The 13914-nt window shown below is 74.9% G+C and carries 10 protein-coding genes; 4 read left to right on the top strand and 6 right to left on the bottom strand.

Annotation, left to right across the window (positions count from 1 at the left end; translation table 11 throughout):
* The first annotated feature begins 123 nt into the window (after positions 1–123).
* A complete protein-coding gene (locus D7294_RS01185) occupies positions 124–882 on the top strand; it encodes a hypothetical protein (protein ID WP_120674455.1) in 759 nt (252 codons plus the stop codon).
* A gap of 136 nt (positions 883–1018) precedes the next feature.
* On the opposite strand, the gene D7294_RS33590 is transcribed toward D7294_RS01185, so the two are convergent.
* Positions 1019–2626, bottom strand: a complete 1608-nt coding sequence (locus D7294_RS33590; RefSeq protein ID WP_120674453.1) for a cell division protein PerM — start codon at positions 2624–2626, stop codon at positions 1019–1021.
* Between the two features lie 68 nt (positions 2627–2694).
* Here D7294_RS33590 and D7294_RS01175 point away from each other — a divergent pair, with 68 nt between their 5' ends.
* Positions 2695–3453, top strand: a complete 759-nt coding sequence (locus D7294_RS01175; RefSeq protein ID WP_147450747.1) for a SigE family RNA polymerase sigma factor — start codon at positions 2695–2697, stop codon at positions 3451–3453.
* Positions 3454–3561: 108 nt separating this feature from the next.
* Here the strand turns inward: D7294_RS01175 and sucD are convergent, their stop codons facing one another.
* The 3 genes from sucD to D7294_RS01160 all read right to left on the bottom strand — a co-directional run bounded on the left by sucD (position 3562) and on the right by D7294_RS01160 (position 6298).
* Positions 3562–4446 carry a succinate--CoA ligase subunit alpha gene (sucD, locus tag D7294_RS01170; RefSeq protein ID WP_120674449.1) on the bottom strand — a complete coding sequence of 295 codons (885 nt, stop codon included), beginning with the start codon at positions 4444–4446 and terminating at the stop codon, positions 3562–3564.
* Between the two features lie 36 nt (positions 4447–4482).
* A complete protein-coding gene (gene sucC / locus D7294_RS01165; RefSeq protein ID WP_120674447.1) occupies positions 4483–5658 on the bottom strand; it encodes an ADP-forming succinate--CoA ligase subunit beta in 1176 nt (391 codons plus the stop codon).
* A gap of 223 nt (positions 5659–5881) precedes the next feature.
* Positions 5882–6298 carry a coenzyme B12-dependent isobutyryl CoA mutase small subunit gene (locus D7294_RS01160; protein ID WP_120674445.1) on the bottom strand — a complete coding sequence of 139 codons (417 nt, stop codon included), beginning with the start codon at positions 6296–6298 and terminating at the stop codon, positions 5882–5884.
* A gap of 393 nt (positions 6299–6691) precedes the next feature.
* On the opposite strand from D7294_RS01160, the gene D7294_RS01155 reads away from it, so the two are divergent.
* Positions 6692–8503: a M23 family metallopeptidase gene (locus tag D7294_RS01155; protein ID WP_241562015.1), complete on the top strand. Its 1812-nt coding sequence runs from the start codon at positions 6692–6694 to the stop codon at positions 8501–8503.
* A gap of 346 nt (positions 8504–8849) precedes the next feature.
* On the opposite strand, the gene D7294_RS01150 is transcribed toward D7294_RS01155, so the two are convergent.
* A complete protein-coding gene (locus D7294_RS01150; protein ID WP_120674443.1) occupies positions 8850–9560 on the bottom strand; it encodes a hypothetical protein in 711 nt (236 codons plus the stop codon).
* A 153-nt stretch (positions 9561–9713) separates the two neighbouring features.
* Complete coding sequence (gene pcrA, locus D7294_RS01145) at positions 9714–12281, bottom strand: DNA helicase PcrA (protein WP_120674441.1); 2568 nt, start codon at positions 12279–12281, stop codon at positions 9714–9716.
* 326 nt (positions 12282–12607) lie between these two features.
* On the opposite strand from pcrA, the gene D7294_RS01140 reads away from it, so the two are divergent.
* Positions 12608–13792, top strand: coding sequence for a C40 family peptidase (locus D7294_RS01140; protein ID WP_120674439.1), 1185 nt, complete (start codon positions 12608–12610; stop codon positions 13790–13792).
* The last annotated feature ends 122 nt before the right edge of the window (positions 13793–13914 follow it).

The following is a 13914-nucleotide window of genomic DNA, read 5'->3' as shown; positions in this document are numbered from 1 at the left end:
GGCAGGACAGGTACGGTCGGGAGGAGACGCCCACAGACGGCGGCTGATCGGCGTCCGCCACGCGACCGCAGGCGGGGGAGGCGGGGGGCGACCGGACAGCCAGAGGGAGATTCGACGACCACGATGACCAACCGACGCCCAGCCCACGGCCAGCAACCGCGGCAGGAGCGGCAGGGCGATGAGGACAATCCCTTCGCCCCGCCGCCGGAAGGACAGCCCGACCAGCCGTGGCGCCCCCGCCACCCGCAGGGCGCCGAGGGGAACGGCGGGGAGCGAGGCGAGGGCGAACAGCAGGAGGCCCCGCACTGGGGCGGCCAGTGGAGCGCCCGGCAGCCGCAGCGGCAGGGCGGGCGCTGGGGGGAGCCGCCGAACGGGCCCGAGCGCCAGGGCGGCTTCGGCGGTCCCCGCTGGGACCCCTCCGACCCCGCGCAGCGGCACGCCAGGTACGCGATGCTCGCCGGGATGTGGGGCGTGTGCGGCGGCGTGCTGCTCGGCTGGGAGTGGCTGGCGCTGCTGCTGGGGGCGCTCGCGCTCTACTGGGGCGTCAGCGCGCTGCGCGGCGGGCCCAAGGACGGCAAGGAGGCCAGGGAGCGCCGGGTGCGGGAACTCCAGGGCCAGGCCCCGCCGGTGGCGGTGCCGCCGGGCGAGGGCGCGGCGGCGCGGGTGGCGGCGCGCAAGGACCGGCCGCAGCTGACGGCCGCGATCTCCGGCCTGGTGCTCGCGGGGCTCTCGCTGGCGATCGTGGCCGCCTCGTACACCCTCCAGCTGGTGTACAAGGACTACTTCGACTGTGTGGACCAGGCGCTGACCAAGCCCTCGCGCGAGTCCTGCGAGGTGCTGTTGCCCTCGGAGCTGCGGCCGTTCCTCGGCGAGCAGAACTGAGTCCCCCACCGTCCTCCTGCCGTCCTCCTGCCGTCCTCCTGCCGTCTTCCCGCCGCCTTCCCGCCGTCTCCCGCCGCCCCTCGGCCCTCGGCCCTCGCGGGCCGGTGGGCGCGGGGCGGCCCCTCCGGGGCGGCGGTCAGCGGCCTGGGGGCGGGTCCTGGCCCGGGACCCCGGGGTGGGGCGGGCCCCCGGCCGGGTCGCGGGAGCCGCCGGGGCCGAGGTCCCCGGCCTCGCCCGCGCCCCCGGTCTCGGGGAGGCCGAGCGGGCCGGTGAGGTCCGTGACGTCGGGGAAGTCGGGGAAGTCGGGGACGAGGGTGCCCGAGGACTTCTTCAGGGCGGCCCAGCGGCTGTGGCGGGCGGCCGTGGTGTGCCACCGTTCGGCCTCCGGGTCGAGCCGGGGCGCCGGGCGGCGCAGCCGGGCACGCAGGGCGCCCAGCGGGCGGGGGCGCGGGGTGGGCAGCAGGCGCAGCAGCAGGGCGAGGGGCGCGCCGAGCGCGGCGGTCCAGGCGGCCACCGCCAGGGCCGTCGAGCGGCCTTCGGGACCGAAGCCGGCGAGTTCCGCGCCGCCCAGCGGGCCCCCGGACAGGGCGGCGAGCGCCCCGAGGAACGCGCCGGCGCCGCAGGCGGCGAGCAGGGCGGTGCCCGCGGCCGGCAGCCGTCCCGCCGGCGCCTCGCGCCCGGCCCGCCAGGCCGTGACGCCCACTCCCGCCGCCGGGACCAGCGCGAGCGCCACCCAGGCCGGGGCGCCGCCCGGGGTACCCTCGGGCAGGGCGGCGAGCAGCGGGAAGTCGGGCAACGCGGGCTCGCCGCGCACGTCGAGGGGGCCGACGGCGCCGTGGACGCCGAGCGAGAAGCCGGGCCCCAGCGCGTACGCGACGGCCCACACCGCGGCGTTCGGCAGCAGCGCGAGGACGAGCAGCGCCAGGCCGCCCAGGTCGCACCAGCCCGACCAGCCGGACCAGCCGCTGCCGAGCCGTCCGAAGGAGTCGCCCGCCGCCCGGGCGTGGCAGGCCAGGGCGAGGGCGGCGAGGGCGGCGCCCGCGGCGCAGTAGGCGCCCGTTCCGGCCACGGCGGCGCGGGCCGCGGCGCGCAGCGTGGCGGGGCCGGGCAGCCGGCGGGCCCAGGCGGGCGCGGGCGGGATCCCGCAGGTGGCGCACGCCGCGGCGAGCGTGCAGGCCAGGGCGAAGAGCGGCAGGTGCCAGGCGGCGCTCCAGGGGTCGGCGCGCAGCTCCCCCGGCAGGGTGTAGGCCACGGCCGCCGCCGCGACCAGCAGGTAGCCGACGGTCAGGCAGAACGCGGCCCGCGGCCCCTCGCCCGGCTCGGCGCCCGGCTCTCCGGCGAGCGGGTCGGGTTCGAGCGAGCCGCGGGCCGAGCGGTAGAGGAGCCAGCCGGAGAGGGCGGCGAGCAGCAGCGGGGTGAGGCCCACGGGCGCCCCGCCGCTCGCGGCCGCGGGGCGGACCAGTTCGGTGCCGTGCCCGAGCAGCCACAGGTCGGCCGCCACCCGCAGGGCGCCGTCGGCCCCGGTGTCCGGGTAGGGCGAGAGGGTCCACAGCGAGAGGACGACCGCGGCCACCGCGCCGATCCCGAGCACGGCCGCGAGCGCGCCGTCGAACAGCCAGCGCAGCCGGAAGCGGCCGGGCGGCAGGCAGCGCCCGAGCGCCGGAAGCACGCCCTGGAGCGGGGCGAGGGCGCCGGCCCTCGGCCGGTCCTTCGGCCGCCGGGTTCGGGAGGTGAGGTCGCGCACGCGGCCATGCTGCCAACAACGCCGTCCGCCCCGGCGTAACGGGGTTTCGCCGTAGTGTCGCCCAATATATGCATATGACCGTTTTTACACATGAATCCGCTCCACGGACCCCACGCGCCCCGCGGCCCCCGCAGGTCCCGGGGTCCCCGCAGGCACCGGCGGAGGCGTTCGACCGCCTCTACACCACGCACGCCCTGGCGCTGACCCGCCAGGCGTACCTGCTCTGCGGGCGCTGCGCCCGGGCGGAGCGGGCGGTGACGCGGGCCTTCCGGCTGGCCTGGGAGCAGTGGCCGCGGGTGGCGCGGGACGAGGACCCGGCGGGCTGGGTGCGGGCGGCGGTCCACGAGCTGGCCCTCTCGCCCTGGTACGCGCTGCTGCCGCGGCGGCGCCGGGCGCGCGGCGCCGAGCCCGCGCCCGCCGGGCCGCCCGGGGACGCCCTGCTGCGGGCCGCGCTGCTCGCCCTGCCCCGCTGCTACCGGCGCACCGTGGTGCTGCACGACGGGCTCGGGCTGCCCCTGCCGCAGACCGCGGCCGAGACCGAGGCGACCTGCGCGGCGACGGCGCGGCGGCTGCGGAACGCGCGGGAGGCCCTCGTGGACCGGGTCCCGCGGCTGGCGCAGGCCCCGCCCGAGGCGCGGGAGCGGCTGCTCGCCGAGCAGGTCCGCGGCCTGCTCGCGGCGGCGGGGGGCGCGGGCGCGACCCGCCTGCCCGCGGCGATCAGGCTCGCCAGCGAGCGGTGGAACGCCCGGCTGGCCCGCCTCGCCGTCCTCCTCGCGCTCGCCGGGCTCGCCGGCCTCGCCTTCGCCTGGGTCCTCGCCTGGCCCTGAGGCAGCCGGGCGGCAGACGCGAACGCGCCCCGGGCGGCGTCCGGCACGCGGACGCCGCCCGGGGCGCGAGGCGACGGGGGCGCGGCCCTCGGGCCGCCGGCGCCCCGCTCAGGCGGCCAGCAGCTCGCGGGCGAGCCGCGCGGTCTCGGACGGGGTCTTGCCGACCCGGACGCCCGCCGCCTCCAGGGCCTCCTTCTTGGCCTGGGCCGTGCCGGAGGAGCCGGAGACGATCGCGCCGGCGTGGCCCATCGTCTTGCCCTCGGGCGCGGTGAAGCCCGCCACGTAGCCGACGACCGGCTTGGTGACGTTGGCCTTGATGAAGTCCGCGGCCCGCTCCTCGGCGTCCCCGCCGATCTCGCCGATCATCACGATCAGCTCGGTCTCCGGGTCGGCCTCGAAGGCGGCCAGGGCGTCGATGTGCGTGGTCCCGATGATCGGGTCGCCGCCGATGCCGACGCAGGAGGAGAAGCCGATGTCCCGCAGCTCGTACATCATCTGGTACGTCAGGGTGCCGGACTTGGAGACCAGCCCGATGCGGCCCGGCTTGGTGATGTCGGCCGGGATGATCCCGGCGTTGGACTGCCCCGGCGTGATCAGGCCCGGGCAGTTCGGGCCGATGATGCGGGTCTTGTTGCCCTTCTTGCCCGCGTACGCCCAGAAGTACGCCGTGTCGTGCACGGCGATGCCCTCGGTGATGACCACGGCGAGCGGAATCTCGGCGTCGATCGCCTCGACGACCGCGTCCTTCGTGAACTTCTCCGGCACGAAGATCACGGTGACGTCCGCGCCGGTGGCCTCGATGGCCTCCTTCACGCTGCCGAACACCGGGACCTCGGTCCCGTCGAAGTCGATCCGCTGGCCGGCCTTGCGCGGGTTCACGCCGCCGACGATGGTGGTGCCCGCGGCCAGCATGCGCCTGGTGTGCTTCTGGCCTTCCGAGCCGGTCATCCCCTGGACGATGACCTTGCTGTCCTTGGTGAGGAAGATAGCCATGGTGGTGTGTGTCCTCGTCGTCTTCGGGATGCTTGCTTACTTCGCGGCCAGCTCGGCGGCGCGGTTGGCGGCGCCGTCCATGGTGTCCACCTGCTCGACCAGCGGGTGGTCGGCGTCGGTGAGGATCTTGCGGCCGAGCTCCGCGTTGTTGCCGTCGAGCCGGACGACGAGCGGCTTGGACACGTTCTCGCCCTTGGACTTGAGCAGTTCGAGGGCCTGCACGATGCCGTTGGCGACCGCGTCACAGGCGGTGATGCCGCCGAAGACGTTGACGAAGACGGACTTGACCTCGGGGTCGCCGAGGATGATCTCCAGGCCGTTGGCCATCACCTCGGCCGAGGCGCCGCCGCCGATGTCGAGGAAGTTGGCGGGCTTGACGCCCCCGTGGGCCTCGCCGGCGTAGGCGACGACGTCCAGGGTGCTCATCACGAGGCCCGCGCCGTTGCCGATGATGCCGACGCTGCCGCCCTCCAGCTTGACGTAGTTGAGGCCCCGCTCCTTGGCCGCGGCCTCCAGCGGGTTGGCCGCGGCCTTGTCCTCAAGGGCGGCGTGCCCCGGCTGGCGGAACTCGGCGTTCGCGTCGAGGGACACCTTGCCGTCGAGGGCGATGATCTTCCCCTCGGCCGTCTTGACCAGCGGGTTCACCTCGACGAGGAGGGCGTCCTCCTCGATGAAGACGGTCCACAGGCGCTGCAGCACCTCGACGACCTGGCCGGCGACCTCCTCGGGGAACCGCGCGGCCTGGACGATCTCCCTGGCCTTGGCCTCGGTGACGCCGTCGATCGGGTCCACCGGGATCCTGGCCAGCGCCTCCGGCTTGGTCGCGGCGACCTCCTCGATCTCCATGCCGCCCTCGATCGAGGCCATGGCGAGGAACGTCCGGTTGGTGCGGTCGAGCAGGAAGGAGACGTAGTACTCCTCGGCGATGTCGGCGGTCTCCGCCAGCATCACGCGGTGCACCGTGTGCCCCTTGATGTCCATGCCCAGGATCGCCCTGGCCTTCTCGACCGCGTCCTCGGGGTCGGCGGCCAGCTTCACGCCGCCCGCCTTGCCCCGGCCACCGGTCTTGACCTGCGCCTTGACGACCGCGCGGCCGCCGAGTCGCTCGGCCACCTCGCGCGCCGCCTCCGGCGTCTCGATGACCTCGCCGGCCAGCACCGGTACGTCATGCTTGGCGAAGAGGTCTTTCGCCTGATACTCGAACAGGTCCACGCGCGTCCGTCCCTCAATCAATGTCTCGCGGTTCGTTGTCAGCGTGGGCGTGCCGCGTGGCCGCGTGACGTGGTACGAGAGCGACGGAGCACGCGGCAGGTCCGAAGTCGAGCGTATCGGGGCACCGTGGGGGGTTATGAACCCCGGGTCCCGAGTGGGCGGTGAGACCCGTCACAGTCGGTCCCCGCCACGCCCGCCGCGCCCGCCGCGCGCCGCCCGCCCGCTACGCTGCGCCGATGCCCTGGCGGGCGTGGGCCCTGACCCAGGCGACCACGTCCCCGGTCGGCGCGCCCGGCGTGAAGATCTCCGCGACCCCGGCCGCCTTGAGGGCCGGGATGTCGGCCTCGGGGATGATCCCGCCGCCGAAGACGGTGATGTCGGCGGCGTCCCGCTCCCGCAGCAGCTCGATCACCCGCGCGAAGAGGGTGTTGTGCGCGCCGGAGAGGATGGAGAGGCCGATCGCGTCGGCGTCCTCCTGGATCGCGGTGTCCACGATCTGCTCCGGAGTCTGGTGCAGGCCCGTGTAGATCACCTCCATCCCGGCGTCGCGCAGCGCCCTGGCGATGACCTTCACGCCCCGGTCGTGCCCGTCGAGACCTGGCTTGGCGACCACCACGCGAAGGGGACCCGGCTCACCCATCTGACCCTCCCAGGGAACCCGCCGGCTCGGCGCCGGCAGCGGATAGCGAACGGACTGCGCACGCAGACTCCTCCCAGGATCTCGCACCGCGGCCCGCCCGGGAGCCCTTCCCCGGCGGCGCGCTCCGCGACACTTCGGGCAACGCGCCCGCGGTGCCGCGGGCCGCCGCCCGGGCGCGTTCCCGCACCCCCGCTCGAACGCCTTTCGAACAAATCGTGCCGTGTCCATGAGTGCGCCGCCGAAAAGGCAGGCTATTGCCCGTTTCCTGAGCCCGGGAAAGCCGCCAAGCCCGGGGGAAAGATTGTGGCCGCCGTCTACCGCCGGGTACAGTCGCGGCACCGCAGCCGCAGGGCACCCACCCAGCTCCTGTTGTCGAGCCGAAAGGCGTTGTCAGTGAGCGATCGTCTGCTGTCGGGAACGTCCGAGCCATCGGATTACCCCGGCTACGGCGCCTACGCCACACCGGACGTTCTCGACCCCTACGGCCGGCAGACCACCGCCACCGCAACCGCCACCCTCGGCCACGAGGGCGACTGGGCCGCCGCGGCCCAGGCCACGACGGGCATTCCCGGCCAGTACGCCCCCCAGGACTGGTACGGACAGGCGGGCCCCGGGGCGCAGGGCGCGGCCTTCGAGGGGGCGTACGGCGGCGGCTGGGACGGCGGGCTCTCCTACGACACCCCCGCGCACGGCACCCCGGGCTGGGACGGCGCCTGGGCCGCGCAGGACGCGGGCCAGGCGGGCGCGTACGGCACGGCGGACGGCTCCGGGGCGCAGCCCGGGTTCACGGCCGGTTACCCGGCGGGGTTCACCGACGGCGTGCCGGACGGGTTCACCGACGGCGTGCCGGACGGGTCCACGGCGGGATTCGCCGCCGGCCAGGGCGCCGGGTACCCGGCCCAGGCCGGCTGGGGCGGCCCGGGCGAGACGGGCAACGGCGGCGTTCCGCAGGAGGGTTACCCCGCCCCCTCCGGCTACCCGGGAGAGGCCGGGCACCCGCAGGAGGCGGCGTACGGGACCTACCCGGGTTTTCCCGGGGCGGCGCAGGCCGCCGGGCAGGAACAGGGCGAACCCGCCGCATTCGCGGGACGGTTCGCGCCCTCCGGGCACTCGGGGCAGGCCGAATACCAGGCCGGTTACGAGAGTTGTCCCGACTACGCCGGTTACCCGGGTTACCCGGGCGCGGAGGCGGAGTTCCCGGCCGGAACTCCGGCGGAATTCCCCGGCGCCGCCCCCGCCGGCGCCACGGCGGACGGGACGGACCCCGACGGCGGTTTCCGGGCGGAGTTCGAGACCGAGTTCGCCGGGTCGGCGGAATTCACGCCGTTTACGGACGGCGCGGGGGAGCAGGACCTCGCGCAGGACGCCGCTCTCCCGGAGCCGGAGGAGCCCGCGGAATCCCGGGAGCGGGAGGAGCCGGCTCCCGCCGCGGCCGGGGGCCGGGAGGAACTCGCGGCGCGGCGCGGGCGGCGGCGGTCGATCAGGCCCCGCGCCAGGTCCGCCTTCTTCAGCGTCGCCGCCCCCTCGCTCGCGGTGCTCGGCGTCACCGCCGTCGCCACCGCGGCGACCGTCTCCGAGACGGAGACCGGCTCCGAGGACCGCGCGCCGGTGGCCGCGCCCGACCCCTCCGAGGTCGAGGAGCTGCCGGCCAACCAGGAGTTCGACACCCAGCTGGTCAGCCTCTCGGCCGCCGCGGGCGACTACGCGGAGCGCGCGAGCCTCACCCAGGGCCAGCTCGACCTGCAGGCGCAGCACGAGGCGGAGGAGCGGGCCGCCGAGGAGGAGGCCGAGCGCCAGGAGGCGTTGCGGCCCAAGTTCTTCCTGCCGGTCGAACAGCACGGGCTCAGCGCCTACTTCGGCCAGGCCGGGGTCAACTGGATGTCCGTGCACACCGGCATCGACTTCCCCGTCTCCTGGGGCACCCCGGTGATGGCGGCCACCGACGGGACCATCAGGACCCAGTGGAACGTCTCCTACGGCAACATGCTGATCCTCACCGCCCCGGACGGCACCGAGACCTGGTATTGCCACCTCAGCAGCACGGTCTACCAGTCCGGCTCGGTGCAGGCGGGCACCGTCATCGCGTACTCGGGGAACTCGGGCAACTCCACGGGCCCGCACCTGCACTTCGAGGTGCGGCCGGGCGGCGGCTCGGCCATCGACCCGCTGCCCTGGCTGCGGGAACACGGCCTGGAACCCACCTGAGCCGCGGAGCCGGGCCCGGCCCCCGGCGGCGCCGGCGGGCCGGTCTCTCCCGGGGCGCGTCGCCCGGTCACCGGCCCGCGCGCCGCAGCCCCCTCCCCCACGCCCCCCGCCCCCGCACGCCGGCGTAGACCCGCCGTCCCCGCACGCCCGCGCACGCCCGCGGGCGGCGCACGCCTGCGCCCCGGGTGCCGCCCGGCCCTTGCCCGCGCGTGCGCGAACGCCCCGGCCGCCGGAACGCGGATGCCGGGGACGCGTGGGCCGCCTCGGCACGGGGCGGCAAGCGGAAGGCCCGCCGCTCCCCGGGGGAAGTGGCGGGCCTTGCCGAGGGCGCGCGTGGGGCGCGGGCTCACGGCCTCCGGCGCAGGATGGCCTGGCAGATGCCGATGGCACCGGCCGGCGCAAAGCAGAGGAAGACGTAGTTGATGAACTCGTTGCCGTCCGACCACAGGTCCCACGTGTCCTGTGGATAGTTGAACAGCACCCAGAAGCCGCTCTTGTCGGCGCCCATGTACTGCTCCGCCTGGTGCGAGACGATCAGCGCCGTCCCGAACAGCTCCCCGAGTATCGCCGCGAGCAGCGCGAGCACCGCCGCCGTGATGTAGAGCGGCCAGTTCTTCCTGGCGAAGAACGCCGGGGCCAGGCCGACCAGCAGGCCCACCGCGAGGGAGGCGTAGCTGATCTGCGTGACCTCGCCCGAGTCGTCGTCGTACATCGCGCGGTAGAGGAGGCCGTAGAGCAGGGCGGCCACGATCACCCCGACCACCATGCCGGCGACCGCGAGCGCCACGTTGTTGTTCGCGGCGCCCGGGCCCGGCGCGCCGGGCCCCGGGTAGCCGCCGGGCGCGGGGGCGCCGAACGGCTGCGGCTGCTGGGGCGGGTAGCCATAGCCCTGCTGCGGCTGCGGCGGAGGGTAGCCGTACCCCTGCTGCTGCGGCGGCTGCGGCTGCCCGTAGGGCGAGGGCGCGGGCTGCGGCGGCGGGGGCTGCTGGCCGTAGGGCTGCGGTGGCTGGCCGAATCCGCCGCCGTTGTCCGGCGGCGGCTGCCAGGGCTGGCTCATGTCGTTCCCCCTGGGAATCAGAGACGGTACGTACTCCGGGGACAGAAGGAACTGGAGTACGAACATTGCCGCTCGAAGCTAATCGCCCCCGGCCGCTCTACCACAAGCCCTTTCCCCGGTCTGTGACATATCGGCGACACTACACGGCAAAGGTCAGAGCTTTTCCACGGGGGCGTACCGCAGCAACAGCCGCTTGGGCTTTTCCCCGCCGAAGTCGATGGTGGCCTCCGCCCGGTCCCCGGCCCCCTGCACCGAGACGACCGTGCCGAGACCGAAGCTGTCGTGCGTCACCCGGTCCCCCGGGGCCAGCGCGATCACCTGGCGGTCCTTGATCCGGCCGGTGGCGAAGCCGCCGGCGCCCAGCCGGTTGCGGGCGCGCGGGGCGGCGGAGGCCGCGGGGGGCGGCGGGGCGGCGGCCGCGCCGGTGCGCCGCCAGTCCAGGTACTCCGCCGGGATCTCGTCGAGGAACCGCGAGGGCGGGTTGTGCTGCGGCTGGCCCCAGGCGCTGCGCAGCTCGGAGCGCGTGACGTAGAGCCGGCGCCTGGCCCTGGTGATGCCGACGTAGGCCAGCCGCCGCTCCTCCTCCAGCTCCTTGGTCCGGTGCATCGAGCGCTGGTGCGGGAAGACGCCGTCCTCCATGCCGGTCAGGAAGACCACGGGGAACTCCAGGCCCTTGGCGGTGTGCAGGGTCATCAGGGTGACCACGCCGCCGCCTTCCTCGGCGGCCTCCGGGATCTCGTCCGAGTCGGCCACCAGCGCCACCCGCTCCAGGAAGTCGGCGAGGCTGCCCGGATCGTCCTCCTCGCGTTCCTGCTCGAATTCCAGGGCGACGGCGGCGAGTTCCTGGAGATTCTCCACCCTGGTCTCGTCCTGCGGGTCGGAGGAGGACTGCAACTCGGCGAGATAGCCGGTCTGCTCAAGCACCGCCTCAAGCACCGTGGCCGGTCCCGCCCCCGACTCGGCGACGGTACGCAGCTGCTCCAGCAGGGCGTTGAACCGCTTGACGGCGTTCGCCGAGCGCGCCGCCATCCCGTACGCCTCGTCCACCCGCCGCAGCGCCTGGGCGAAGGAGATCCGCTCGCGCTGGGCGAGGGCGTCGATCATCGCCTCGGCCCGCTCCCCGATGCCGCGCTTGGGCACGTTGAGGATGCGGCGCAGCGGGACCGTGTCCTCGGGGTTGGCGAGCACCCTGAGGTAGGCCAGCACGTCGCGGACCTCGCGCCGCTCGTAGAAGCGGACGCCGCCCACCACCTTGTAGGGCAGGCCGACGCGGATGAAGATCTCCTCGAAGACCCGGGACTGCGCGTTCGTCCGGTAGAAGACGGCGACGTCGCCCGGGGTGGCCTCCTTCGCGTCGGTGAGCCGGTCGATCTCGTCGGCGACGAACTGCGCCTCGTCGTGCTCGGTGTCGGCGACGTACCCGGTGATCCTGGCGCCCGCGCCCTCCTGCGTCCACAGGTTCTTGGGGCGCCGCGCCTCGTTGCGGGCGATGACGGCGTTCGCGGCGGAGAGGATGGTCTGGGTGGAGCGGTAGTTCTGCTCCAGCAGCAGCGTCGTGGCGTCGGGGAAGTCCTGCTCGAACTGGAGGATGTTGCGGATCGTGGCGCCGCGGAAGGCGTAGATGGACTGGTCGGCGTCGCCCACCACGCACAGCTCGCCCGGGTCCTGCCGCCCGACGAGCAGCCGGATCAGGGTGTACTGGGCGATGTTGGTGTCCTGGTACTCGTCGACCAGGATGTACCGGAAGCGGCGCCGGTAGTGCTCGGCGACGTCGGGGAAGGCGTCCAGCAGGTGGACGGCCGTCATGATGATGTCGTCGAAGTCCAGCGCGTTGGCCTCGCGCAGCCGCCCCTGGTAGAGGGTGTACGCCTCGGCGACGGTCTTCTCGTAGCTGCCCGCGGCCTCGCCCGCGACCTGCGCCGCGTAGTCCTCGGGGTCGATCAGCTCGTTCTTCAGCTGGGAGACCTTGGCGCTGAAGGACTTGGGCGGGAACCGCTTGGGGTCCAGGTCCAGGTCGCGGCAGACCAGGGCCATCAGGCGGCGCGAGTCGGCGGCGTCGTAGATCGAGAAGCTGGAGGTGAAGCCGAGCTTCTTGCTCTCCCGGCGCAGGATGCGGACGCAGGCGCTGTGGAAGGTCATCACCCACATCGCGGCGGCCCGCGGGCCGACCAGCTCCTCGACGCGCTCCTTCATCTCGCCGGCCGCCTTGTTGGTGAAGGTGATCGCGAGGATCTGCCCGGGGTGGGCGTTGCGGGCGGCGAGGAGGTGGGCGATGCGGTGGGTGAGCACGCGGGTCTTGCCCGAGCCCGCGCCGGCCACGATGAGCAGCGGGGAGCCGCTGTGGGTGACGGCCGCGCGCTGCTGCTCGTTGAGGCCGGCGAGCAGGGCGGCGGGGTCGGCGAGCGGCTTCGGCGCCCCGTTGCGGTAGTACGCGTCGTCCTCCGCGCGGGCCGCGGCCGGGTCGGCGAAGGTCCCGGCGAACAGGTCCTCGGGCAGGTCCTCCGGCAGCTCCTCGGCCGCCGGCTCCTCCTCGGGGTCCGGCGGCGGCTCCTCGCCGTGGGCGAGGGGCGCCCGCCCGCGGGGCAGGCCGCCCGGCCCCGCCGGCGCCGTGCCGCCGGGGAGGCCGCCGAGCCCGCCGAGCCCGTCTGGCCCGCCGAGCCCGTCTGGCCCGCCGAGGCCGTCAAGCCCGTCAAAAACGCTGTCGTCAAAGAGGCCGCTCATCGCTGCCGAGTCTAGAGCCCGCCCCTGACACGGGCGGCGGCACTCGGGCAACTCCCCTTCCCGCCTTCTCCCCGGCCGCGCCCTGGCCGGGGCGGCGGACGTGGCGAAGGTCACGAATTGGTTTCGCCCATATCGCACATCGGCCTTCACAAACGGCCCGGCGAGTGGCTACCGTGCGGCGGCAGGTGGCTCGCTCCCCTGACGCCGATCCCGGCGGCACGAGCCGCCGCCGCTTGTCCCGGGCACGCTGGGGGTGCCGTCGGCTCGTTCACGGCCGCCGGCCGGGGAACCACCCGGGAGGGCGGGCAGGGAAGGAGACGCCCGTCTTGGGTTCCCACCGCAAGCCGCGCAACGGAATCAACGGCATCCTCGATTCCCCGGCCGCGCGTCGCGGCGCCGTCGGCGTGGGTGCCGCCGCTCTCGCCTCGGTGACCCTGCTGACGCAGGGCGCCTGGGCCGACGACAACGACCCGACCTCCATAGAGGAGCAGCGCGAGCGCGCCGACTCGGCGCACCAGCGCGCGGTCGAGGTCCAGCAGCAGGTCGACGAGCTGTATCGCGAGGCCGAGGTCGCCACCCAGCGCTACGACGAGGCCCAGGAGGACGTCGACCGGCAGCAGGACACCGTGGACCAGCTGCTCGACCAGGCCGCCAGGGCCACCGACCAGGTCAACGAGGCCCGCCGGGCGCTGGGTTCCTTCGCCGCGGCGCAGTACCGCACCGGGGGCAGCGGCCTGTCCGACACGGCCGCGCTGCTGCTCGCCACCGACCCGCAGAGCTTCTTCGACCGGCACCACACGCTGGACCGGCTCGGCGACCTCCAGTCGCGGGCGCTCCAGGAGTACACGGAGCGGCAGGCGGAGGCCGAGGACCAGCGGGCCGGGGCCGCCGAGGCGCTGACGGATCTGGAGGACCGCAGGGCCGAGCTCGCCACCCAGAAGGAGACGGTGCAGGGCCGGCTCGCCGAGGCGCGGGCGCTGCTCGACCAGCTCAGCGACGAGGAGCAGGCCGAACTCGACGAGCTGGAGCGGCTGGAGCAGGAGGAGGCCGAGCGGCGCGCCGAGGAGCAGCGCCGGGCCGCGGAGGAGCGGGCGGCGCAGCAGGAGGCGGCCCGGCAGCAGGAGCAGGAGCAGCAGGAGTCCGAGGCGCCCGCCGACGCGGGCTCCCAGGCGGAGGCGGCGGTCGCCTTCGCCGAGGCCCAGCTCGGCAAGCCGTACGTGTGGGGGGCGACGGGCCCCAGCTCCTACGACTGCTCCGGCCTCACCCAGGCGGCGTGGCGGGCGGCCGGGGTGGAGATCCCGCGGGTGACCTGGGACCAGGTGAACATCGGCACGCGGGTGTCCCGCGACCAGCTTCAGCCGGGCGACCTGGTCTTCTTCTACTCCGACATCAGCCACGTCGGGATGTACGTGGGCGACGGGACGATCATCCACGCGCCCAAGCCGGGCGACGTCATCACGTACGAGTCGGTGGACGCGATGCCCTGGTACGCGGCGGTCCGCCCGGCCTGAGCGCCTGGCACGCGGCCGAGTCCGCCCGGCCCCGAACCCCAGGCACGCAGCCGCGTGCCCGGGCCCGGGCCGCGCATCGGCCCCGGGCCCGGGAACGCGGCCGCCCACGCCGGGGCGGGCCG

This window comes from Streptomyces hoynatensis, from assembly GCF_003626535.1.
Classification (GTDB): Bacteria; Actinomycetota; Actinomycetes; order Streptomycetales; family Streptomycetaceae; genus Streptomyces; species Streptomyces hoynatensis.
The sequence above is the reverse complement of the archived record's forward strand: the minus strand, read 5'-3'. Positions and strand labels throughout refer to the sequence as shown.

Bases quoted from the DNA above. Each gene is read 5' to 3' on its own strand.
- D7294_RS01185 (WP_120674455.1), top strand. From the start codon at position 124: ATGACCAACCGACGCCCAGCCCACGGCCAGCAACCGCGGCAGGAGCGG.
- D7294_RS01175 (WP_147450747.1), top strand. From the start codon at position 2,695: ATGCATATGACCGTTTTTACACATGAATCCGCTCCACGGACCCCACGC.
- sucD (WP_120674449.1), bottom strand. From the start codon at position 4,446: ATGGCTATCTTCCTCACCAAGGACAGCAAGGTCATCGTCCAGGGGATG.
- D7294_RS01160 (WP_120674445.1), bottom strand. From the start codon at position 6,298: ATGGGTGAGCCGGGTCCCCTTCGCGTGGTGGTCGCCAAGCCAGGTCTC.
- D7294_RS01150 (WP_120674443.1), bottom strand. From the start codon at position 9,560: ATGAGCCAGCCCTGGCAGCCGCCGCCGGACAACGGCGGCGGATTCGGC.
- pcrA (WP_120674441.1), bottom strand. From the start codon at position 12,281: ATGAGCGGCCTCTTTGACGACAGCGTTTTTGACGGGCTTGACGGCCTC.